The 21,135-nt window shown below is 61.5% G+C and carries 21 protein-coding genes; 10 read left to right on the forward strand and 11 right to left on the reverse strand.

What is annotated here, in order from left to right:
- Positions 1–186: 186 nt before the first annotated feature.
- Entirely contained in the window at positions 187–1,617 is a 1,431-nt protein-coding gene (locus BLW50_RS16665; RefSeq protein ID WP_348272881.1) for an aminotransferase class V-fold PLP-dependent enzyme, read from the reverse strand.
- 184 nt (positions 1,618–1,801) lie between these two features.
- Here BLW50_RS16665 and BLW50_RS16670 point away from each other — a divergent pair, with 184 nt between their 5' ends.
- Positions 1,802–2,272 (forward strand): Lrp/AsnC family transcriptional regulator, encoded by a 471-nt coding sequence (locus BLW50_RS16670; protein ID WP_090704568.1) that lies wholly within the window; start codon positions 1,802–1,804, stop codon positions 2,270–2,272.
- 18 nt (positions 2,273–2,290) lie between these two features.
- Here the strand turns inward: BLW50_RS16670 and BLW50_RS16675 are convergent, their stop codons facing one another.
- From BLW50_RS16675 to BLW50_RS16695, 6 genes are all read right to left on the reverse strand, one after another.
- Complete coding sequence (locus tag BLW50_RS16675) at positions 2,291–2,977, reverse strand: energy transducer TonB (protein WP_170850204.1); 687 nt, start codon at positions 2,975–2,977, stop codon at positions 2,291–2,293.
- Positions 2,978–3,045: 68 nt separating this feature from the next.
- Positions 3,046–3,477: a TonB system transport protein ExbD gene (gene exbD, locus BLW50_RS16680; RefSeq protein WP_090704572.1), complete on the reverse strand. Its 432-nt coding sequence runs from the start codon at positions 3,475–3,477 to the stop codon at positions 3,046–3,048.
- Position 3,478: 1 nt separating this feature from the next.
- The gene (gene exbB, locus BLW50_RS16685) at positions 3,479–4,300 is read right to left on the reverse strand and encodes a tonB-system energizer ExbB (RefSeq protein WP_090704574.1); all 822 of its coding nucleotides are present in this window, start codon (positions 4,298–4,300) and stop codon (positions 3,479–3,481) included.
- Positions 4,301–4,327: 27 nt separating this feature from the next.
- Positions 4,328–6,865, reverse strand: a complete 2,538-nt coding sequence (locus tag BLW50_RS16690) for a TonB-dependent receptor domain-containing protein (protein WP_244544473.1) — start codon at positions 6,863–6,865, stop codon at positions 4,328–4,330.
- 50 nt (positions 6,866–6,915) lie between these two features.
- Positions 6,916–7,386, reverse strand: a complete 471-nt coding sequence (locus BLW50_RS30405; protein ID WP_139267647.1) for a DUF2946 domain-containing protein — start codon at positions 7,384–7,386, stop codon at positions 6,916–6,918.
- Between the two features lie 133 nt (positions 7,387–7,519).
- The gene (locus BLW50_RS16695) at positions 7,520–8,035 is read right to left on the reverse strand and encodes a MarR family winged helix-turn-helix transcriptional regulator (RefSeq protein WP_090709237.1); all 516 of its coding nucleotides are present in this window, start codon (positions 8,033–8,035) and stop codon (positions 7,520–7,522) included.
- A gap of 174 nt (positions 8,036–8,209) precedes the next feature.
- Between BLW50_RS16695 and BLW50_RS16700 the strand changes: the two genes are divergently transcribed.
- From BLW50_RS16700 to BLW50_RS16735, 8 genes are read left to right on the forward strand one after another with little or no spacing between them, the layout of a single operon-like run.
- The gene (locus tag BLW50_RS16700) at positions 8,210–9,157 is read left to right on the forward strand and encodes a hydroxymethylglutaryl-CoA lyase (protein ID WP_090704577.1); all 948 of its coding nucleotides are present in this window, start codon (positions 8,210–8,212) and stop codon (positions 9,155–9,157) included.
- Positions 9,147–9,881 carry an enoyl-CoA hydratase/isomerase family protein gene (locus BLW50_RS16705; protein WP_090704578.1) on the forward strand — a complete coding sequence of 245 codons (735 nt, stop codon included), beginning with the start codon at positions 9,147–9,149 and terminating at the stop codon, positions 9,879–9,881. The genes BLW50_RS16700 and BLW50_RS16705 overlap by 11 nt, the downstream gene beginning before the upstream one ends.
- Complete coding sequence (locus BLW50_RS16710; protein WP_090704580.1) at positions 9,878–11,065, forward strand: CaiB/BaiF CoA transferase family protein; 1,188 nt, start codon at positions 9,878–9,880, stop codon at positions 11,063–11,065. The genes BLW50_RS16705 and BLW50_RS16710 overlap by 4 nt, the downstream gene beginning before the upstream one ends.
- A complete protein-coding gene (locus BLW50_RS16715) occupies positions 11,065–11,820 on the forward strand; it encodes an enoyl-CoA hydratase/isomerase family protein (protein WP_090704582.1) in 756 nt (251 codons plus the stop codon). The genes BLW50_RS16710 and BLW50_RS16715 overlap by 1 nt, the downstream gene beginning before the upstream one ends.
- 1 nt (position 11,821) lies before the next feature.
- Positions 11,822–13,438, forward strand: coding sequence for an AMP-binding protein (locus tag BLW50_RS16720; protein WP_244544278.1), 1,617 nt, complete (start codon positions 11,822–11,824; stop codon positions 13,436–13,438).
- Positions 13,435–14,397, forward strand: coding sequence for an NAD(P)H-dependent flavin oxidoreductase (locus BLW50_RS16725; RefSeq protein WP_090704585.1), 963 nt, complete (start codon positions 13,435–13,437; stop codon positions 14,395–14,397). Before BLW50_RS16720 ends, BLW50_RS16725 begins: the two co-directional genes overlap by 4 nt.
- 42 nt (positions 14,398–14,439) lie before the next feature.
- Positions 14,440–15,408 (forward strand): Bug family tripartite tricarboxylate transporter substrate binding protein, encoded by a 969-nt coding sequence (locus BLW50_RS16730; protein WP_170850205.1) that lies wholly within the window; start codon positions 14,440–14,442, stop codon positions 15,406–15,408.
- A 55-nt stretch (positions 15,409–15,463) separates the two neighbouring features.
- Positions 15,464–16,309, forward strand: a complete 846-nt coding sequence (locus tag BLW50_RS16735) for an alpha/beta fold hydrolase (RefSeq protein WP_090704589.1) — start codon at positions 15,464–15,466, stop codon at positions 16,307–16,309.
- Between the two features lie 127 nt (positions 16,310–16,436).
- Here BLW50_RS16735 and BLW50_RS16740 read toward each other — a convergent pair whose 3' ends face one another.
- From BLW50_RS16740 to BLW50_RS16755, 4 genes are read right to left on the reverse strand one after another with little or no spacing between them, the layout of a single operon-like run.
- On the reverse strand, positions 16,437–17,195 hold the full coding sequence (locus tag BLW50_RS16740) for a GntR family transcriptional regulator (protein WP_090704591.1): 759 nt from the start codon (positions 17,193–17,195) through the stop codon (positions 16,437–16,439).
- Positions 17,165–18,382, reverse strand: a complete 1,218-nt coding sequence (locus BLW50_RS16745; RefSeq protein WP_090704593.1) for an amidase — start codon at positions 18,380–18,382, stop codon at positions 17,165–17,167. The genes BLW50_RS16740 and BLW50_RS16745 overlap by 31 nt, the downstream gene beginning before the upstream one ends.
- A complete protein-coding gene (locus tag BLW50_RS16750) occupies positions 18,379–19,344 on the reverse strand; it encodes a polysaccharide deacetylase family protein (protein ID WP_244544279.1) in 966 nt (321 codons plus the stop codon). The genes BLW50_RS16745 and BLW50_RS16750 overlap by 4 nt, the downstream gene beginning before the upstream one ends.
- A complete protein-coding gene (locus BLW50_RS16755; RefSeq protein WP_244544474.1) occupies positions 19,311–19,661 on the reverse strand; it encodes a nuclear transport factor 2 family protein in 351 nt (116 codons plus the stop codon). The genes BLW50_RS16750 and BLW50_RS16755 overlap by 34 nt, the downstream gene beginning before the upstream one ends.
- A gap of 268 nt (positions 19,662–19,929) precedes the next feature.
- Between BLW50_RS16755 and BLW50_RS16760 the strand changes: the two genes are divergently transcribed.
- Complete coding sequence (locus BLW50_RS16760) at positions 19,930–21,126, forward strand: ABC transporter substrate-binding protein (RefSeq protein ID WP_090704597.1); 1,197 nt, start codon at positions 19,930–19,932, stop codon at positions 21,124–21,126.
- Positions 21,127–21,135: the final 9 nt, after the last annotated feature.

A 21,135-nucleotide genomic window follows, 5' to 3' on the forward strand; every position in this document is an offset into this window, starting at 1 on the left:
CGGAGGCGGAGGCCAGAGGCCTGCATCCCTTCGGGTGTGGGCATTTTAAGCTTTAAATCAAAAGCTTGGGTGCAGAGACGCTCTCGGCGTCGCGGCGGACCACGGTGCGCGACATCAACATGGAGGCGCATCGTGTGTGCCTCCAGCCATTGCCACAGGCCGGGCCCGCCGAAAGTCGCGTTTTATCTAGGAGGCGAGAGCGGCGAACTGCTCATTGCCCTTCGGAGAAAATATGGCGCGTTTCGTGTCGCATACATACATCGGCACATATTGCTGTGCGCATTGCGCGAGTTCGATGACGGATTGGAGGATGAACTGTACTTTCTCCTCCGGCATGAGAACGCTGAAATTCAACCGGATGAATCCCGGCTTCGCCATTTCCTGCCCAGCCAGAATATCGCGCCGCAGCTTTTCGGATTCCGCCGCATCGATCGACAACAGCCGATGGACGTAGGGTCCGGCGCAGGCACAGCCGCCGCGCGCCTGAATGCCGAAGCGATCGCTCAGCATGCGCGTCACCAGTTGCTGGTGCACGAACCCACCGTTCTCGTCCCGCATTCTGAAAGAGAAGATCGGCAATCGAGGCAATTTCGGCGATCCCAAGAGCTCGATGCGCGGTTGATCCTGCCAGGCGGCCATGGCGCGCCGGGTGAGTTCGGCATTGCGATGCTGCATCGCCTCCGGGCCAATCGCGTCTTTCACCATGAACGCCAGCGCGGCGCGAATATCGCCCACCACATTCGGCGTTCCCGCTTCTTCGCGCGCTTCGAGACTGCCGCTGTAATCATGGCTGAGCGGCGAGACAAAGCGAACGGTGCCGCCGCCCGGCCAACTCGGCCGCGTCATGACAACAGCATCGTGGCGGACGATCAACACGCCCGATGCGCCAGGGCCGCCGATGAACTTATGTGGCGATACGACAATGGCATCGATTTCGGCCTGGTTGCCTGGCGACGACTGGGCCGGCGACATGGCGATCGGCAGATAGGGACCGGCTCCCGCATAGTCCCAAACCATTTTGGCGCCAGCCGCCTTCACACGGCGCGTGACGGCCGCAACGTCGGTGACGATACCCGTCACATTGGACGCCGCGGAAAAAGAGCAAACAACAAGATCGCAGGAAGCGGATTCTTGCAACGCCGCATCGAGCGCAGCCATGTCCGGGCCGCCATCGAGGCTCTCGGCGATTTCAATCACCTCGGCCCCACTTTCGCGCCAAGGCAGAATATTGGAGTGATGTTCATAGGGGCCGATGATGATACGGGCCCGCTGGCCTGCGGCCACCGCCTGATTGACGCCGAGCAAAGAGACAAGGCGGTTGATCCCCGCCGTCGCGCCAGAGCCAGCAAAAATCACCGCGTGCTGATCCGTCGCGCCGCAAGACTGTGCGATGACAGCACGGGCTTCCCGACGCATCCGGGTCATGAGGCCGCCGCAATAGGAAGCCTCAGTATGGCTGTTGGCGTAATAGGGCAGAACGCGCTCGAGAATGAACGCCTCGATCTGCATGAGCGCGCGCCCGGAGGCGACATAATCCGCATAGACGAGTGGCTTTTTGCCGAAGGGCCCGTCGATCTCGGCCGCGTTGCCGATCAATCCCGCCTGCAACCTGCTCATCAGGCCCGGCTGCGCCAGGACATTCCTGAATTCATCCAACAACGTCGCCGCTGGAACGGTCGACCGCGTGTTCTGCATCTCAAATCCCCTAACCAGAAGGCTGGAAAAATAGACCCAGAAAGGAATTGAATTATCACATAAATTTTGCAATATTTCTCATAAATTGGGTCATTTGATTGGTAAAATGGAAAAAATAGACGCTATTGATCTAAAAATTCTCACGTGGCTGCAAAAGGACGGCGCGATCTCGCAGCGTGACCTCGCTGAACGAGTCGGCCTCTCCCAAAATGCCTGCTGGCGGCGGCTGCAACGGCTGACCGCCGACGGCATCATCGGCAACAGCCAGGTCAACATCGATCTCAAGGCGTTGGGGCTCGACCTGACGGTCTTCGTGATGATCCGTACCCGTCATCATTCAAAAGAATGGGCCGACAGCTTTCGCACGCATGTCGAACGTCTCCCCGAAGTCATCGATTTTTATCGGATCGGTGGCGACTGGGACTATCTGATCAAAGTCGTCACAAAAGGAATGGCAGGCTACGACGCCTTTTATCAGAAGCTCATCACCAATTTCGACCTGGCCACGGTGACAGGCTTCTTCTCCATGGAAGCGATCATCGACAATCGCCCCACGGATCTCACCCGCATGCGGTGATGCGCTTCGATTTTAGTTTTACATTTTGCGCCCAAAACTCACTGGCGCGATATAGATGTCCCGCTCTCCCGGCTTGACCGTGGGAAACGCGGGAAAGGGGCTCGCCCGCTTCAGGATCTCGAGCGCCTCACGATCCAACACGGCGTTGCCCGAGGATTTCGTCACCTCGCTCTCGGCGACCTCCCCTGCCCGGGTGAGAACAAACTTGACGACCGTCGTTCCGGAGGCGCCCCGTGCTTCGCGCGGGTAGCGCTTGAAACGCTGCAAATGGCCAAAGACCAGAGCGTTATAAGCGTTTGAACTCGCCTCGGTGAACTGACCGATGCGGTCCGTCTTTGGCGGCGCCAGGGTTTCGGGAACGGGCGGCTGCGGTGTCTCTTGTGGTTTCTCCACCGCCTTGGGCTCTTCCCGTGGCAGCGCGACATCGGCCTGTTCAAGCGGCGGGGCTTTCGCCACCTGCTCCACGGGCTTCTCTTGGGTTTTGGGCTGCTCCTGCGGAACCGCGTCGGTCTGCTGCATGGCCGGCCCGATAGCCACGTCCTGATCCTGCTGGCTCGGCGAAGAGGCTTCGACAGGCGCCAATGTCACCGCGATCGCAGCGATCGTGATGGGCTTGTCCGGCACGCGCGAAAAATCGGTCACCAGCAGCGCGACAGCCGCGGCGTGAACCATAACGATCACAACGGCAGCGATGATCCACCGCATCAAGGGTCGCTGTTGCGGCCAATGCAACGCAAGGGGGTTCAACACATGGGGATTCATCGCATGAAAATTCATGGCTTGATCGCTGCTTCTTCCAATCCGACAAGGGCGAGCTTGAGATAGCCCGCATCCCGCAAGCTGTTCATCACCTGCATCAGCCCGCCGTAATCCAGCGTCTTATCCGCTCGGATGAAGATCGTTTCATCCTTGTGATTGCCCGTCACCGTGTCGAGAACGCCAGCGAGCGCCTCACGCGGGACGACTGTTTCGCCAACGAGAAGCGTCAGGTCCGGTTTGATGGTCACGAAGATCGGTTTATCTGGGCGCGGTTGCTCAGGTGCCGTGCTGGCGGGAAGATTGACGCCGATATCGACGGTGGCAAGGGGGGCGGCCACCATGAAGATGATCAGGAGAACCAGAATGACGTCGATAAAAGGCGTGACGTTAATTTCGTGCTGGATTTCCAGATCGTCCCCCGAACGTGAACCTAGGCGCATGGCCATGTTAATCGCTCCGTGAGAGGGATGATGGCGGGATATCACCAAGATGGCGCCGACTGATGAGCAGGAGAAGCTGCGCGGAGGCATCCGTCAGCCGTGCGCGATAACCACCGGTCACACGCGCCAGATGATTGTAGATCACGACCGCGGGAATAGCGGCGAAAAGCCCAACAGCCGTCGTCAGCAGAGCTTCCGCAATACCAGGCGCCACTACAGCGAGATTGGTGGTGTGCGCTTCGGAAATACCGATGAAGGAATTCATGATCCCCCAGACCGTGCCGAACAGGCCAACGAAGGGCGCGGTTGCGCCGATCGTCGCCAATATGCCGGTGCCACTGGCGATTTGCCGCGCGCTGGCAGCTTCCGCCCGCTCCAGCCGCAGGGTGATCCGTTCCTTGAGGCCATCGTCTACGACGCCGCCTGACAGAGCGACCTCCTGCGCAGCCGAACGGATCAGTTGCGCCACGGCATCACGGCCATCGCCACTCGTGCGCAAGGCGTCGGCCAAACTGCCCCCTTGCTCCAACATGTTGAGCCGCCGTTGAACGAGCCGGCTAGCCGTCATCAGCTCGATGGTCTTGGTCAACCAGACAGTCCATGTCACCAGGGAAGCGAAGATCAGTCCGATCATCACCGCTTTCACGACGATGTCGGCGGCGACGAACATGCCCCAGGGCGACAGGTTCCGCGGCAAGAGACTGAGCGGCGTGTCTGCGAGCGCCGGCTGGGACAGACATATGGACCCGAACGCCAAAGCCGCCGGGGCCATCAATGCCCCCAACTGCGCGAGAGCGCCATGTCTCCGACCTGAGTTACGATGTGTCATACGGTTTCTCTGCACTGTATCATCCGATCAAAATTTTTGCGTGAGGCTGACAAAAAACCCACGGCGTGGGCCATATTGCGGAGCAAAGACACCGATGCCGGATCCGTCTCTGATCTGGTAGACCGTGTCGAACAGGTTCACGACATTGAACCGCAAGGTGGCGGGCTTCGCGTCGCTCAGCCACTTGAAGTCGTGCGAAATGCCGAGGTTCACTTGCGAATACGCGGGCAGTGACCCGGTATTGGCAAAGCCATTTCGCAGACCACTTCCGTAAATCATATCGACGGAAAATCGCGTGCCATTCCACAAATAGGAAGCACCGGCCGAACCCGTTATCCGTTGCGCATGATCGGTATAGACCTGATGGTTCGCGATATAAGCAAGCTCGTCAGCACCGAACAGAAACTGGTTGGAAACGATGTTGCTGGCGACCTGCCGCGCCACGGCGATATTGCCATAGGCACTGAAGTCGCCATTGGTGTATTTTGCCGTCAGCTCAACGCCGGCATTCTCGCCGCGCGCATAGTTGAAGGCGGTCAATATATAGGCCGCCCCAAACTGCCCATCATCCAGAAGGTCGCGCGCGATCTTATAATAGGCATCGACGCCAATCTCGAGCCCCGGCAAAAGCCGGTGGGTCACGCCGACATCAAAATAGTGCGAACGCTCGGGCAGAACCGGGCCAGCGATACCGACCTCGGGCTGTTGCGTGGTGTTCTGCACCAGACCGAGATTCGTTGGAGCCGCCAAAATCTGCTGCGGCGGTGTGAAATAGCGCGCATAGCCGGCATGGAACACCGTGCCCTCAACGGGCGTATAGGTTAAATTGACGCGTGGGCTGAGCTGGTTGGCATTTACATATTGCGACATCTGGTCGAAGCGCAGTCCGGCATTCAGGGTCAATTGATTGTTGATCTTCCATTCGTCCTGCACATAGGCGCCAAAGAGGTAGCCGGTCTTCGAACTCGAATCGAAAATATTGACCGGCGCACCCGTGGGCTGACCTTGATCGTCGAGCAACAATGCGGTCGATGCATTTTTGACCATGGTTTGCTCGACGCTGGCGGTGAAGCCCGCGCGCAAGGTATGCGCATCAGCCCACTTATAAGATAGATCGGTCTGAATCCCGTTGACGACGCTTTGGCGGGAAACATTGGACGCGACGCCATTGAAGGCAAGATCACCCAATACATCAGGCTGGAAGCGCAGAATGCTCGTCCGGTTGAAAAAAGCGGTCTGTAGATCGAGACCATCATTGGAATATTGCAACGCCACGGTATTGAACTGGTTGAACTCCCTTTGCGTCTCGTTCAACTGAGACGAATTGAAGTTCGAGAGGCCGAAGGGAGAGAATTGCGGGAGCTGACCAGGGTTGTTGGGAATTTGGTACTGACCGTTGGAGACGCCCCCCATATAGGTCAGCCGCAATGTCGGGCTGAGCACAGTCGATACATAGGCGAAGCCTTTTCCCTGATCGGTATGATCATGGATCGCGGAGTTAAACCGTGTCGGATTTTCCAGGCCGATGTTGCTACCAAAGTAACGGCCCGAGACGTAATACTGCGTGCTTCCAACGGTGCCGCCGTATTCAGCGCTTGGCGTGACGGTGCCGCGGCTGCCGCCATAGATGCCGATCGACCCTGAATTGTCGAATGCGTTTTGCTTGGTCGTGATATCAACGACACCAGCCGTGCGGAGGCCGAACTGCGCCGGCATCGCCCCGGTAATCAACGACATATTGCCGACGATATTGCTGTCGAGGATCTGGCCAAACGCGCCGACGCTGTCTGGCAGCATGATGCCGTTGATCCGATACTGCACATTGGCGTGCTCATTGCGCACATGCAGATCGCCACTCGCCGCCGAGTCCTGAGTGACACCGGGAGCCTGGAGCAGCACGCGATCCAGACTGGTATTGGCTCCCTGCGGCAGGATGTCGATGTTCTCCTGCGTGATTTGGTAAGGCCGCGTGCCCGTCGGGGCGAAAATCACCTTCCGCGCCGCATCGAACGTCTGGTTCTGCTGCGCGACAACCTGGGCTGGCGTCAGAACGGGCACAGAAGGCCGCTCGGGGTTGATGATACGGCTTGGCTCGGCGGTGACGCGCGCTGGGATCGATGAAGAAGGTTGCCGCCTCACCACGCGGACGGCCTGCGTCTTTCGCGGCTGCCGAGGCTCAACCGGGGCTGATACACGGGTCTCCGGCAAAACGTTCCCACCGCTGGCCGGCGTCTCGACGGTCGCTGGCTTCTCCTGCGGAGCCGAGTTTTGTGCAGGTTGCGGCGTTGGGCTCGCTGCTGGCGCCTCCGGCTGAGATGGGGAAGCTTGATGATCCAGATTGGGTTCGGGCTGTTGAGAAGGGCCTTCATTCTGGGCGAGAGAGGGAAGGCTCGATGCGGCCAATAGAATGAACGAAGAGGCAGATAGCAGGAGTTCGCGCCTAAGGCGCGGAGATCGGGCACGGTTCATAAGTGAATTTCCTGACCGGAATAGTCGCGGCAAGTCATCAGCAAGTTGCTGGCGCGCGGGCGCCTCACTTGCTTGTGCGGGCAGCACCTCGATCACTTGATGCAATGTATCTTGGTACGTCGCTTCAAGTCATCGAAGCAGAAATGTCAGGAAAATGGAGGTCCGCGCGATTGAAAGACGCTTCGGTGCAGCGGCCGAACATCAGGCGTGGCGGTGATCGCATAGTCGACCGATGCGACCGTGAATTCGATCGATACCGCCGGCAGCAGCGGCGCCATACCGCTCGCCATCTCCGACGCAGCCATACAGATCGCGCAGAATTGGTCGGCCTGATCGTCGTCGGGAAGGCTTGGTGTGGGATTGCTTACCGCATGTCCATCGCTGGACGATATAAATGAAACGACCCACGAATTTACGGTGTGGTGGCGTCCCTGAGCGTCGACCGCATGGACATGTCCGAAGGACAGACCCAGGTTAATCGCAAGGGCGATCAACGCTAGCCAGCCGGCGCGGCGGATATGCTCTCTAATTATGCGCATCCAAGGCCAATTCGCGGTCCAAACGCTTTCGCGACGAGACGACTCTACCCCACTGAGCAGCCCGGTCAATGCGGCCAAGCGAAGAGCCGCCCGCGCGGTCGCTATGAGACAAAGCGGAATGCAGCCGCACAACGCTTCAAATCAAGGACTTCTTGTCCTTCCTGCGTGAAAGTCGCAGGCCTATTTCACCGATACTACCCCTCGCATTCATCTATTTACTCTTCTTTGCGCCCGAACCGTCGCTCACCACGGCCTCAGCCTTGATGAGAACCTGAGCTTGATCGGCCAGCTTTTCGAGGGCGCGTTCGAGTACTTTGAGCTCGTCCGGCTCGAGGCAGCCCCGAAAGGCCCGATCGCGTTCCGCAGCGGCGGCGATGAGGCGACGATATGTGGCGCGGCCATTGCGCGTCAGACTCAATTTGGTGGCGCGCGCATTGTCGGGCGAAATTCGGCGAAGGATGAGACCGCGCGCGACGAGCGCTGTCACCACACGGCTCATCTGCGCCTTGTCGAGGCCCGCGTGGCTAGCAAGCCGGATCAACGACAACGGCGAATCCTGCGCCAGCAACGCCAAGGTGCGCCACTCGCCGAGATTCACATCGACCTCCCGCCGATAGCGCAAGGCCGCGCCCCGTGACATCAAATTGGCCGTCTTGGAAAGCCGGTAGGAGATGAGATCGCGAATCGTAATCTCTTGATCCTGCTGCTCCGCGTCGGGGCGCTGCATCGTTATCGTCATCGCGCTTTTGGCCTTTCGTCATTCGCCAATCGGAATCGTTGTCGCCATGCCGCTCCACTATAGCGGCAGCCGATGTTGACAGCATCAACAAAAAGATGTTGATATTATCAACACCTGTTGATAGATCGCCTGCCACGACGACGAGGGTTCGGTTGAGGGGCCATGTCCAATCAAATCACCATCTGTGAGTGCTTTGCCCGTGATGGGCTCCAGCACGAAACCGCCATACTGCCGACGGACGCAAAAATCGCGGTGATCGATGCCTTCACGGCCGCCGGTTTTCCGCGCATCGAGGCGACGAGCTACAGCCATCCCGATCACGTTCCAGCCTTCCGCGATGCCTCCCAAGTGCTGGCCGGCATCAAGCGCCAAGCCGGCGTAGCCTATAAGGCGACGTGTCCGAACCCGCGCGCGATCGAGCGCGCCTTGGCCGACTTAGCGCGCGGTTACGGCGCCGAAGAACTCAGTCTCCTGATCTCGGCGACCGACCGCCACAGCGAACGCAATCTGCGCAGCACCCGGCAAGCGCAGTGGGACAAGGTGGCGGAGATGGTCCGCCTTGCCGACGGACGCTTTCGCCTCGTCGGCGTCATCTCGGTGGCGCTCGGCTGTCCCTTCGAGGGGGCGGTTGATCCCGGCGTCGTCGTCGCCGATGTCGCCCGCTTCGCCGCGCTTGGTGTTTCATTGGTCGCGATCGGCGACACCACGGGCCATGGCACGCCGAAAAGCGTGCGGGCGCTGTTTCGCCGCCTCGCGGCGGAGGTCCCCGGCGTCATTCCCGTCGCGCATTTTCACAACACGCGCGGCACCGGCCTCGCCAATTGCATGGCGGCGTTGGAGGCGGGCTGCCGCTATTTTGACAGCGCCATAGGCGGTGTCGGCGGCCATCCGACTCAGATCAAATATGGCGGCGGTTTTACCGGCAATGTCGCGACGGAGGATTTGGTCAATCTTCTCGAAGCCGAAGGCTTTTCAACCGGATTGGATCGTGACGCACTCCTGGCCGCTTCGCGCCAGTGCGAGCACCTTCTGGGACGGAAACTCAACAGCATGGTAGCGCGCGCCGGTTTCGGCCTGCTGCCGGAAACAAGGCTCACACATGTCGAATGAACTTCTCGTTGAAAATCGCGGCGCAATTCGCATTCTGCGGATGAACCGTCCCGAGAAACTCAACGCCCTCAACACAGCTTTGACGGAGGCGCTGCTGCAGGCCTTTGAAGCGGCGGATGCGGACGATAGCGTGCGCGCGATGGTGTTGACCGGTGAAGGCCGCAGTTTCTGCGCTGGCGCGGATCTTTCCGAGTTTAAGAATCTGACACCGGAGCACCAACATCTCGTCGTCAAGCGCGCCGATTTAACCTGTCGAACCCAAGCCATTTTGCAGAAGCTCAGCAAACCCGTCGTCTCCGCCGTCTGCGGCGCAGCCGTTGGCGGTGGCGCCGGTCTTGCCATCGGTTGCGACATGATGGTGGCGGGCACCGATCTCAAGTTCGGCTATCCGGAACTCAAGCATGATATCGTGCCGGCCTTGGTGATGACCGGCATGCAGCGCCATCTCGGGCGCAAGATAGCGTTCGAGCTCATCAGCACGGGGCGGCTTCTGACAGCGATCGAAGCCGCAGAGCTTGGTTTGGCCAATCGCGTCGTGCCGCCCGCGCAAGCGCTCGAAACCGCTCTTGAGATCGCCAATGTCTGGGCGGCGGCGAACCCCATGGCCATGGCGGCGGTTAAGAACCTTTTCTACCGCGTCGCCGATCTGCCTTACGACGCGGCCATGGCGGCTGGTCGCGATGTCAACGCCTTGATGCGCAGCTTCCGGAGCGCGGGCGCATGAAGCCTCTCTCCGGCATTCGTATTCTCGACTTCTCACGGGTGCTCGCGGGGCCCTTCGCGACTCAGATCCTCGCCGAATTGGGGGCCGAGGTGACGAAGGTGGAACGCCCACGCACCGGCGATGAATCGCGCAGCTTCGAGCCACGGCTGCCGCATGGCGAAAGCGGCTATTTTTTTGCGCTCAACCGCGCCAAGCGCTCGATCACGCTCAATCTGAAATCCCCGAAGGGCCAGGAGATCGCTCGCCGATTGGCGGCGCGCGCCGATGTTGTCGTCGAGAATTTCCTGCCTGGCGAGATGGAACGCTTCGGCCTGGACTATGCGCGTCTGGCGGCGGCCAACGACCGCCTCATTTATCTCTCCAACACAGGCTTCGGTCAGACCGGCCCGTATCGAAACCGCAATGGCTACGACACGGTGTTTCAGGCGCTGTCTGGCGTGATGGCGCTGACTGGGCATCCCGATGGCCCGCCGGCCAAGGTGGGCATACCCGTCGCCGACCTAACGTCAGGCCTATGGATCGCCATCGCCATCCTGACGAGCTTGGTCGGCCGCGCCAACACGGGCAAGGGTTGCTATGTCGATCTGGCAATGATGGACGTGCAGACGAGCCTGTTGAGCATCGTTGCGGCGCGTTTCTTCGCTTTGGATGAAGACCCGCAGCGCATGGGGACCGAGCATCATGGCCGCGTGCCCTCCGCCGCCTTCGCCTGCCAGGACGGCAGCTGGCTGCACATCAGCTGCAGCGACCAGCATTGGTTTTCGGTGTGCCAGGTGCTCGGGCTCGACGATCTCGCCGCCGATCCAGAACTCGCGACCAATGCCGGGCGCGTCGCGCAGCGCGACCGCGTCATGGCCGCTCTGAGCCGTGCGATCGGCACCCGCGAGCGTGCACCCCTGGGCGAAGCGCTGCGCACTGCGGGCGTTCCAGCCGGCGAGGTGAACAGCGTGCGCGACATTCTCACCGATCCCCACATCAAGGCCCGTGGCATGGTTGGCACCTTTGAACATCCAAGCGAGGGGACGTTCAAGGCTTTGCGCAACCCGCTGCGCTTTGAGGGCTTCGACAATCCAGACCCTGGCACGCCGCCGCTTCTGGGGAACGATACCGACGCAGTTCTGCAAGATGAACTCGACTTCGATCCGACAGCCGTTGCGGCCTTGCGCGCCGAGGGAGTGATCTGATGGACCCCGTCCTGCTGCAACGTGAAGGCGCCATCGCGCGTGTGACACTCAATCGCGCGTCCGCGCGCAACGCCTTGAACCTGCCGATGTGCCTGGCGCTGCGTGAGGCTTTCACGGCGTTGGACGCGGATGCGCAGGTGCGCGTCGTGCTTCTCGATGCGCTTGGGCCGGTCTTTTGCGCCGGGGCCGATCTCAAGGAGCGCCAGGGCAAGGACGAAGCCTGGGTGCGCAGCCGCCGCCTCGCCTCCTTTGCCGCCTATGAGACGATCGAGCGCTGCAGCAAGCCGGTGATCGCCGTGGTCGATGGACCGGTGGTCGGTTCGGGCGGCGAGATCGCCATGGCGTGCGATTTCATCATCGCCTCTCGCTCAGCCAGCTTCCGCTTTCCGGAGCCGCAATGGGGCACGGTCGGCGCCACGCAGCGGCTGCAACGGGTGATCGGCAAACGACGCGCCAAGGAATTGCTCTTCACCGGCCGCGACATGCCCGTCGATGAAGCCTATGGCCTCGGCCTCGTGGCGCGCATCGTCGATGCGGTGGGACCCGCTGCCGACGACATCGCGCGCACCATCGCCAAGGCGCCGCCGCTGGCGATGGCCTTGACGAAACAGGCCGTGGAGCTTGGCGAGGAAGTCGCCTTGGCGACGGGCATCCGCATCGAGATGGCGCAGATAGAACGGGTGCTGGCGGACGGCGGATGGCGGGCCGGCATCGAGGCTTTCGCCCGCGATGTTAACCCGGCCAAGGGAGAGTAACGTGGATTTCGCGGCTCCCTGCCCCCAAACCACGGCCGATGCGCTCGCGCGAGCGAGCGCCCTTGCACCGGATGTCGAGGCGATCGTCGCCTCGGATGGGCGGTTGACCTATGCGCAGCTCGCCGCTGATGTCGCGCATATGCGCGGCGCGCTCACGGCCGCCGGCATCGGGCGCGGCGATCACGTCGGCCTGTGCCTCGGCAACGGCGCGCGTTGGATGACGTTGTTTCTCGCGCTCGGCGCGGTGGGTGCCGTGACGGTGCCGATGAACACCCGGTTTCGCGGTGAGGAACTGGCCTATGCGCTGCGGCAATCGCGCGTGACCACACTGTTCATCGCCGATCAGTTCTTGAAGATCGACTTCATCCCCATGCTGCGCAGCATTTGCCCTGGCATTGACACCGCCCTGCCCGATGCCGCGCTGCCCGATCTGCGCCGCGTGGTCGTTCTCGGCGAGAACGTCCCGCACGCCGCGATGTCGTTGACCGATTTCAGCGCAGTCATTGTCGCACCGCCCGAGCCCGCCTGCCGGCCCGACGACATCCTGCTGATCCAATATACCTCCGGCACCACGTCCTTTCCGAAGGGCGTGATGCTGACGCACGCCAGCATGCTGACGAATGGATATGTCTCAGGCGGCCGCATCGGCTTTCGCATCGCCGATCGCTATCACTCTGCCCGCCCCTTCTTCCATGTCGCCGGCAGCACGCTGTCCGTTCTCTCTTCCGTTCAACACATGGTGACGCTGGTCACCATGGATCGCTTCGAGGGCGGAGAGGCGTTGCTGCTGATGGAGCGCGAGCGCTGCACGCATTTCTCCGGCAATGACACCATGGCGCTCATGCTGTTGAATCATCCGTCTCGACCGCAACGGCGCTTGGCGCTGCGCGGCGCCTGGGTGGCGGCATCAGCCGTCGTCATGCGCCGCGTCATCGACGAATTGGGTGCGCGCGAATGCGTCGCGGGCTACGGACTCTCCGAAGCCTCGCCGAATATTGCGCAATCCTGCTGGTGGGAGCCGGAAGAGGTGCGCATCAACGCCCGCATGCGGCCGCAGCCCGGCGTCGACGTACGTATTCGCGCAGAGGACGGCAGCGATTGCCTGCCTGGCCAACCTGGTGAAATCATCGTGCGTGGCTGGAACGTGATGCGCGGCTATTACGACAAGCCCAAAGAGACCGCCGAAGCCCTCAGCCCCGACGGTTGGCTATCGACCGGCGACCTGGGCCGGCTCGGCGACGATGGGCGGCTCGAATTTCTCGGCCGCGTCAAGGATATCGTGCGCGTCGGCGGCGAGAACGTGTCGCCAAGCGAAGTCGAGGATGTGCTGCATCGCCACCCCGCCATTCGCCAAGCCGCCGTCATCGGCGTACCCGATCCACGCCTGATGGAAGTGGTCGCCGCCTTCGTCATTCCCAACGAGGGCGCGGCATGTGATCCCACTCACGTGATCGCCTGGTGCCGCGAGCAGATGGCTGGCTTCAAAGTGCCGCGACACGTGTGGATCGTCGAGGATTTCGAAGCGATTGGCATGACGGCCAGTTCGAAAGTGCAGAAGAAGCCGCTTGCCGCCTATGCCCGCAAGCTTTTGGACTTGCCGTTGGATCTGCCGTCATGAAGATCGAAACCGACGTCACGCGCTTGCTCGGGATCGACTTGCCGATCGCACAGGCCGGCATGTCTTGGGCATCGTCCGGCTCAGCCCTGCCCTTGGCCGTCGCCCGCGCTGGCGGCCTGGGTGTCATCGGTGCCGGGCCGATGCGCGCAGCCGATTTGGCACGCGCCATCGATGAGGTGCGGGCCGGCACGGAGCGACCATTCGCCGTGAACATGCCGCTTTATCGAGCTGGCGCCGATGAGATCCTGGACCTGTTGGTCGCACGCCGCATCCCCATCCTCATCGCCTCGCAAGGCGGCCCGAAGCGTTACCTCGAACGCTTCAAGGCGATCGGTACCATCTGCCTGCATGTAGTGGCGGGCGAGGACCATGCGCGCAAGGCCGCTGATGCGGGTGTCGACGGGCTCGTGGTCGTCGGCGGCGAAGCCGGCGGGCATCCACCAGCGGACCTGGTCTCGACGCTCGTCGTCGTCCGCGCCGTAGCCTGCGCGCTCGCTGGTCGCCTGCCGATCATTGCTTCCGGCGGCTTCGCCGATGGCGCCGGACTTGCCGCCGCGCTCGCCCTTGGGGCCGGCGCGGCGAACTTCGGCACGCGCTTCATCGCAACGCCCGAAGCCAACGTGCATGCAGCCTATAAGCAGGCGGTTCTCGATGCCGGCATCGCCGCAACCCGCACCGTCGGGCGCGATCTCGGCATGATCCGCACACTGGCGAACCCCTTTGCCGAGCGCATGCGTGCGCTGGAAACGGACGGCGCCACGCTCGAAACGCGCCGCGCCGCTTTTGCCGCCAGCACGCTGAAAATGGCCGCGCTCGAAGGCGACGTGGCCGAGGGCAAGGTGGAGGTCGGTCAGGCCGTCGGGTTGATCGATGACATGGTGCCCGCCGGCGAACTCGTGGGCCGCATCGCGCGCGAATATTTGGAAGCCGTGGCCCGTCTGCCGCGCGCCGGGGACTAAGCAGAGCCGCTCAGTCGATCTGGGATGAAAAGGGAGGGGAATATGGACAGGCGTTCTTTCATGGTAGCGCTCGGCGCCGCGACATTGATGTCGCCAGGCGCGATGGCGCAAAGCTATCCGACACGGCCGATACGTCTGGTCGTCGCCTTCGCGGCAGGTGGACCCGCCGATATCTTCGCGCGCGTCCTGGCGAACGGCATGAGTACGGCACTGGGACAACAGGTCGTCATCGAGAACCGGACAGGCACCGCTGGCCTGCTTGGCGTCGATACGGTCGCCAAGAGTGAACCCGATGGCTATTCGCTCTGCCTGGTGGGCGCCGCAGCTCTGTCCACTGTGCCGTTCATGGTTCCCAAAATGCCGTTTGATTGGGAGAAAGACCTGGCGCTACTGACACTGGTCTCGCGCGTGCCCGAGGTGATGACCGTCCGCACCACACTTGGCATCAATAGCGTCGCCGAACTCGTGGCCTATGCGAAGGCCAATCCCGGCAAGATCAATTTCGGCTCCGCAGGCGTCGGCAGCATCACCCATCTGGCAGGCGAACTCTTCAAGACCGAGGCCAAGGTCGACATCGTGCACGTGCCCTATCGCGGTGCGGCTCTGGCAGTCAACGATCTCCTCGCCGGTCATATCGACATGATGACGGCTGACATGCCTGTTCTGTTGCCACAGATCCAGGCCGGCGCCATCAAAGCCCTCGCCGTGACGACGCAAAACCGGGTGAAGGCCTTGAGCGCCGTGCCAACCACCGCCGAGGTTGGATATCCGATGGTGATTTCCGACAATTGGTACGGATTGGTCGGCCCGGCCCAGATGCCGACAGAGATCAAGAACAAGATCAGCGAAGCGGCGCTTGCGAGCCTGCGGGCGAGCGAACTCGTCAAGCAGTTCGAGAGTCAGGAGGCTATTCCGTCTCCGACGTCCGCCGCGGATTTCATCGCCTTCGTCAAATCCGAGCGGGCCAAATGGGGACCGCTGATCGCTTCCACCGGCATCAAGCTGGAATAGCAGGCAGCTATCGATCTTCGATGAAGGGTGGGACTTTTTGAGAGAGGGAGTACTGATGAGAAAAGGGCTTTTAACGTTCTCGGCTCTTGCGTTTGTCGTGCTGGGGGTGACTTGCGCCACGGCTGACACGAAGCGCACGCGCGAATTGGTGAAATCGGGGGAGGTGACCATCGACGTCATTGTCGAGGGGAACGGTCCGGTTGTCGTCATGCTCCCCTCTCGCGGGCGCGATTCCGAGGATTATGACGTGGTGGCCCAGAAGATCGCGGCCGCTGGCTTCCGTGTTCTTCGTCCGCAGCCGCGCGGCGTCGGCGCAAGCCGCGGGCCGATGCAGGACGTCACCCTGCATGATTTCGCCCGCGACATCGCGGCTGTGATCGAAGCGCAACGCAGTGGGCCAGCCGTGATCGTCGGCCATGCCTATGGCAATTGGGTCGCCCGCATGACCGCCGTCGATTTTCCCCAAGCGGTGCGCGGCATCGTGCTCGCGGCTGCCGCCGCCAAGAAATATCCTCCCGAGCTCAGTGACTACGTCAGCAAGAGCGCCGACATGTCTCTCTCCGAGGCGGAGCGGTTGAAATATCTCAAGCTGACCTTCTTCGCCCCTGGCAACGACCCTTCCGAGTGGCTGCACGGCTGGTATGAAGACGTGAGCCAAAGCCAACGCCTCGCCTCGCAAAAGACGAAGCAGGAGGAATGGTGGTCGGGCGGTAAGGTCCCATTGCTCGACCTGCAGGCGGATCAAGATCCGTTTAAGACGCCCGCCCAGCGCGACGAACTCAAAGCCGAATTTGGCGATCGCGTGTCGATTGCGGTTGTGTCGAATGCCAGTCACGCCCTGCTTCCAGAACAACCGCAGGCTGTTGCCGACGCCATCGTGGCTTGGATCAAGAAACTTTGAGACTATCCCATGTTGGCTATCGCCCACGCCCAACGCTAACAGCGTTGGGCATTCACGCTTGAAAGGATATCGAGAACCTGCGCGCTCGCGAGCGGCCGAGGACAGGCTTGCATCGTTTGCGCCATGATTATTTGAGCCCCAACCTGTCTTTCAAGCTGAGTTTGCTGTTGTCGCGGCTAAACGAGATGTTGCCCTCAAGCTGCAGCAGGTGCTGTTCCATCAGCTCGATCGCGCGGTCGACTTGTCCGGATTCCATGCAGTCGACAATGCTGGCGTGCTCGTCGTGTTCGCACGAGGCATTGCCCCAGGGCTGATAAACCGCCACGATAAGCGAGCAGCGCGACACGATCTCTTGAAGATAGGCTTCAAGGATAGGGTTGTTGGCCAGGGTGGCCACCTGCAGGTGAAAAGCGCTGGCGAGACGCGCCCAGGAGGGCTGATCGAAACGATGCATCGCTTCATGCTCTTCATGAAGCTGCTGGCGCAGTTTGGCATAGTCGGCCGCGGTGGCGTTGCGCGCCGCGAGCTTCACGAGAGCGCCTTCGAGCCCGCGCCGCGCCTCGAAGATCTGCCGCGTCTCCTCGGGTGAGGGTGTGGCGACAATCGCCCCGCGATTGGGCCGTATTTCGACGATGTGATCATGCGCCAGTCTTTGCAAGACGCGGCGCACCAGCGAGCGGCTGGCGCCGAAAACGTCGCACAGTTCATTCTCTGGCAGTTTAGTGCCCGGCATCAGGCGCTGGTTCATGATGCCGTCGAAAATGGTCTTGTAGATCGGCGTCTCATCCGCTGGCATGGCGCGCCGTAGCCCCGGCCCCACTCCGATAGCCTTTGTTTCTTCCGCCGCGGGCGCGGTTAGATCTGATTTACGATCATCGATTGGCATTCGAAAACTTCCTTCGCGATGCGGACAAGCGCAAGGTCGGAACCGGCCGGCCCCATGATGGATACACCGAGCGGTATGCCCTCGGAAGAACGGAAAGGGATGCTGATCTGCGGCAGGCGGGACAGGCCGCCAATGCAGGTGATCGCCATGGTGCGCAAGCGAACAGCGTCCACGGCGGCCGGATCGGCGTCGCGCAAGGGTGCGAAGCTGGCTGCCGAGGGCAGAACCAGAATAGCATCGTCCGCGAGCAAGCCTCGGACCTTGGCGCGAATGTCCTGCGCTTGCTGCCTGGCTGGCGTCGCCATATCGGAAGTCACCTTGCTGGCGGCCTGCCAGCGGCCAGCAATGGCTGGTGCGAATGTGGGCTTCTGTTGTGTGATCCATTCGCCATGGATCTGCCAGCCCTCGTGGGCGCCCGATGTCATATAGATGCCACGCCAATCGGCGAGCGAAGCCGCGCCTGAAACCGCCACCGTCTGCGCTGAGGTTTTCAGCATCGCTTCAAGGGTCGCGATCACAGCGCCGAGGGGCCCAGCGAAAACATCGTCGGCCAGGGCGCAGGCATCAGACGCAATCAACACGCGAGAGGGGCGGAAATCGCTTTGCGGCAGCAAGGTTTCCGCGACCTTCAAAAAGGTCGCTTGATCGTGAGCCAGGAATGTCGGGGTGTCGTAGCTTGGATGCAGCGGCACCAGTCCGTCGGCCGAGAGTATGCCATGGGTCGGGCGCAATCCATGAAGTCCGCAATAGCTCGCGGGCACGCGGGTCGAGCCGCCTGTGTCCGTGCCGAGAGCGAAGTCGACCAGTTTCGCCGCCACCACCGCGGCCGAGCCGCTGGAGGAGCCGCCGGTCACGCGATCGGGCGCGTTGGCATTCAGCGGCGTGCCGTAGTGAATGTTGTCGCCGTGGAGGCTATAGGCCAATTCGTCCGTGATGGTCTTGCCAACGCACGAGGCGCCAGCCGCGAGCAGCGTTGAAACCAGCGGGCTGCTGACGGTCGGTACCGGATGGGTTGCAGGCCAGGTGGGATTGCCGGCGCTGGTCGGAAAACCGGCGACATCGAACAAATCCTTCACGGCGAAACGCAATCCAGCGAGCGGGCCGGACGCGGCGCCGGCTATATTGAACCGTCCGCCGGGCATCCAGCCATCGACGGCATCCGCAGGGGTTTTGATCATATCGGTCATGACGGGGTTCCAAGATTCTCGACAAGGCTTTCGTAGGGCATAGTTGAGACCTGCGCGCATATGGCGCCGGGCGTGGTGATCCAAATGTCGCCAGCATCGCGCGCCTGCACGATATGTTGCAGCGCGCGGCGCAGATGCCGCAAGCGATGCGGTTGCCCGACGATATAGGGATGCAGCGCAATGCCCATGACGAGCGGCTGTCGCTGCGCCTGCTCCAGCATTTCATCGAAATTGTCGATGATCATCTGGGCGAAGGCATCGCCGCCCATCAGCCGTCCGACCACCATGGGAATGTCGTTGAGTTCTTGCGGATAGGGAATCGACCACAGAGCTTTGCCATCGCGCGTGCGCATCCGAACCGGCTGATCGTCGTGACACCAGTTGAGCGTGTAGCGATAGCCTGTCTCAGCCAGAAGATCGGACGTGACATGGCTCTCGGAAATCCAAGGCGACAGCCAGCCCGTGGGCGCGACACCGCTATGACGGGAGATTTCCCGGCGGCAATGTTCGAGCAGAGCGCGCTCATCCGCCTCGCAGAAGTCGGATTGCCGCTCGGCATTCGTGTGTCCGTGACCAACGATCTCGTCACCGCGCGCGACGCAGGCCGCGACCAGTTCGGGGCAATGCCGATACAGCGCCGTGTTGATGATGGCCGCGGTGGGGATCGCCAGATCGTCGAACAGATCGAGACAGCGCCAAGCGCCGACGCGATTGCCATATTCGCGCCAGGCGAAATTGAGGACATCGGGATGCGGCGACAAGGGACCGATATTGGCGCCCAAGCCTTCGCCAAAAGCAAAGTGCTCAATATTGAAGCCGATATAGACCGCCAGGCCGGCGCCATTGGGCCAGCGATAGTGTGGCCGGTCGGTAATCGGCCGATAGTCAAAGCGTTCGTGGCTGCGCAGATCGTCGAAACGGGGCATGGTCAGGCCATCTCTTGCCGGCGCGTGAGCAGCCATTCGGCGCTGTCGTTCCAGACGTCCATCTCAACGATGCGTCCGTCGCGCAGCACGTAACGGTCGACGTAGCGATTGCCTTCGAACAGCCTGCCGTCTGGCCACGCCCCGTACAAAGTGCCTAAACTGTAGACAATTTGCTCATCAGATTGTCCGCCAATGACAGCCTCGGTCTTTTCGATCCGCTTCTTCACCCAGGCGTAGCGCTGGGCATTAAAGGCAGTACATTCCGCAGGATCGCGCATTTCACGGCCACCGGTGAAGCGAATCCGCAAATCCGGAGATGTGTAACGACGGGCTGCAACGGGATCGGGGATCATCAGCACGCGGAGGTATTCGTCAACGATTTCAGCCGCTGATATGGCGGCACGCGCGCCTCCCGGTTGAAATTGATCGGTCATTCTCATGCCTCCAGTCCTCTTTGCATCGGTGAGAACCACCAGCAAACGGCGTGCCATGATTGTAGACAATCTATCCAATAAATTGTCGCCGTAAAATTCCAAGATTGCCAACACTGGCACGAGGATTGCCAGAGCTCTCTGCGCTGTTCATCGCAGGCCATCGCCTGTCGCTAAGCCGGAGTGTCCCATGGCAAACAAGTTGTTGTGTCTATCCCGACGGCACCTCATTGGAGGTGTTGTCAGCGCGGTTGCAATCGTCGCGGCGACAGCCGCGTTCGCAGCCGAGCCGATCAAGATCGGACTGGTCACCGCTCTCTCGGGTCAATCGGCCTTGGCTGGCGAAGCCATCAGCCGTGGCCTCACCATCGCCATCGACGAGATCAACGCCAAGGGCGGCCTGCTGGGCGGCCGCCAGGTCGAGTTGGTGCGCCGGGATGATGAAGGCAACCCGGCCAAGGGCGTCACCGCCGCGCGTGAATTGATCTTCCGCGAGAAAGTTGCCGTTCTCTTCGGCGGTCTCGATACGCCGGTGTCCATGGCGATCGTGCCGCTCATCAATCAGGAAAAGACGCCGTTCATGGGCCCTTGGGCCGCCGGCACGGGCATTACCAAGAATGGTGCCGATCCGAACTTCGCCTTCCGTGTTTCGGCGGTCGATGAGATCGTCGATGTCGGCATGCTGGACTATGCGCAGAAGACCTTTCAGGCGACAAAGCCGGGGATGATCCTGGTCAACAATCCCTGGGGTGAATCCAACGAGGCTGGCCTCAAGGCGGCGCTTGATGCCAAGGGAATGAAGGCGGTCGGCGTCGAAAAGTTTCAGGAGAATGACGTCGATCTCGTGCCGCAGCTGACGCGCCTGAAATCGGCTGGCGCCGACACGCTGTTCATGGTCGGCAATGTCGGTCCGTCCGCGCAGGTGGTGAAGTCGCTGGACCGGATGGGCTGGAAAGTGCCGATCGTCTCTCATTGGGGCCCGGCCGGCGGCCGCTTCACCGAGCTTGCCGGACCGAGCGGCAAGGATGTGCATTTCGTTCAGACCTATAGTTTCTTCGGCAAGCAATCGCCGGTCGGCGCGCGGTTGATCGCGGCCTTGCAGGCTAAATATCCGGCGATCAAATCGGTCAGCGACATCACGCCAGCGGTCGGCGTCGCCAACGCCTATGACGGCATGCATCTGGCGGCGCTCGCCATCGCGGCTGCCGGCTCGACCGACGGCGATGCCGTGCGCCAAGGCTTCTACAAGATCGGCACCTATGAAGGCTTGATCAAGACCTACCAGACGCCGTTCGCGCCCGGCCGCCATGATGCGATCCAGGCCAACGACTATGTCTGGGCCCAGTTCATCGACAACCGCATCGTGCCGGTCGGCCTCAAGGATTGAGACTGAGTG

This window comes from Beijerinckia sp. 28-YEA-48 (assembly GCF_900104955.1).
Classification (GTDB): Bacteria; Pseudomonadota; Alphaproteobacteria; order Rhizobiales; family Beijerinckiaceae; genus Terripilifer.

Excerpts from the sequence above, each read along its gene's own strand:
- BLW50_RS16735 (WP_090704589.1), top strand. The coding sequence starts at position 15,464 with ATGAGAAAAGGGCTTTTAACGTTCTCGGCTCTTGCGTTTGTCGTGCTG.
- BLW50_RS16725 (WP_090704585.1), top strand. The coding sequence starts at position 13,435 with ATGAAGATCGAAACCGACGTCACGCGCTTGCTCGGGATCGACTTGCCG.
- BLW50_RS16705 (WP_090704578.1), top strand. The coding sequence starts at position 9,147 with ATGTCGAATGAACTTCTCGTTGAAAATCGCGGCGCAATTCGCATTCTG.
- BLW50_RS16670 (WP_090704568.1), top strand. The coding sequence starts at position 1,802 with ATGGAAAAAATAGACGCTATTGATCTAAAAATTCTCACGTGGCTGCAA.
- BLW50_RS16750 (WP_244544279.1), bottom strand. The coding sequence starts at position 19,344 with ATGGCTGCTCACGCGCCGGCAAGAGATGGCCTGACCATGCCCCGTTTC.
- BLW50_RS16695 (WP_090709237.1), bottom strand. The coding sequence starts at position 8,035 with ATGCAGCGCCCCGACGCGGAGCAGCAGGATCAAGAGATTACGATTCGC.
- BLW50_RS16730 (WP_170850205.1), top strand. The coding sequence starts at position 14,440 with ATGGACAGGCGTTCTTTCATGGTAGCGCTCGGCGCCGCGACATTGATG.
- BLW50_RS16710 (WP_090704580.1), top strand. The coding sequence starts at position 9,878 with ATGAAGCCTCTCTCCGGCATTCGTATTCTCGACTTCTCACGGGTGCTC.
- BLW50_RS16700 (WP_090704577.1), top strand. The coding sequence starts at position 8,210 with ATGTCCAATCAAATCACCATCTGTGAGTGCTTTGCCCGTGATGGGCTC.
- BLW50_RS16675 (WP_170850204.1), bottom strand. The coding sequence starts at position 2,977 with ATGCGGTGGATCATCGCTGCCGTTGTGATCGTTATGGTTCACGCCGCG.
- BLW50_RS16740 (WP_090704591.1), bottom strand. The coding sequence starts at position 17,195 with ATGCCAATCGATGATCGTAAATCAGATCTAACCGCGCCCGCGGCGGAA.
- exbD (WP_090704572.1), bottom strand. The coding sequence starts at position 3,477 with ATGGCCATGCGCCTAGGTTCACGTTCGGGGGACGATCTGGAAATCCAG.
- BLW50_RS16745 (WP_090704593.1), bottom strand. The coding sequence starts at position 18,382 with ATGACCGATATGATCAAAACCCCTGCGGATGCCGTCGATGGCTGGATG.
- BLW50_RS16715 (WP_090704582.1), top strand. The coding sequence starts at position 11,065 with ATGGACCCCGTCCTGCTGCAACGTGAAGGCGCCATCGCGCGTGTGACA.
- exbB (WP_090704574.1), bottom strand. The coding sequence starts at position 4,300 with ATGACACATCGTAACTCAGGTCGGAGACATGGCGCTCTCGCGCAGTTG.
- BLW50_RS16755 (WP_244544474.1), bottom strand. The coding sequence starts at position 19,661 with ATGATCCCCGATCCCGTTGCAGCCCGTCGTTACACATCTCCGGATTTG.
- BLW50_RS16760 (WP_090704597.1), top strand. The coding sequence starts at position 19,930 with ATGGCAAACAAGTTGTTGTGTCTATCCCGACGGCACCTCATTGGAGGT.
- BLW50_RS16665 (WP_348272881.1), bottom strand. The coding sequence starts at position 1,617 with ATGAGCAGGTTGCAGGCGGGATTGATCGGCAACGCGGCCGAGATCGAC.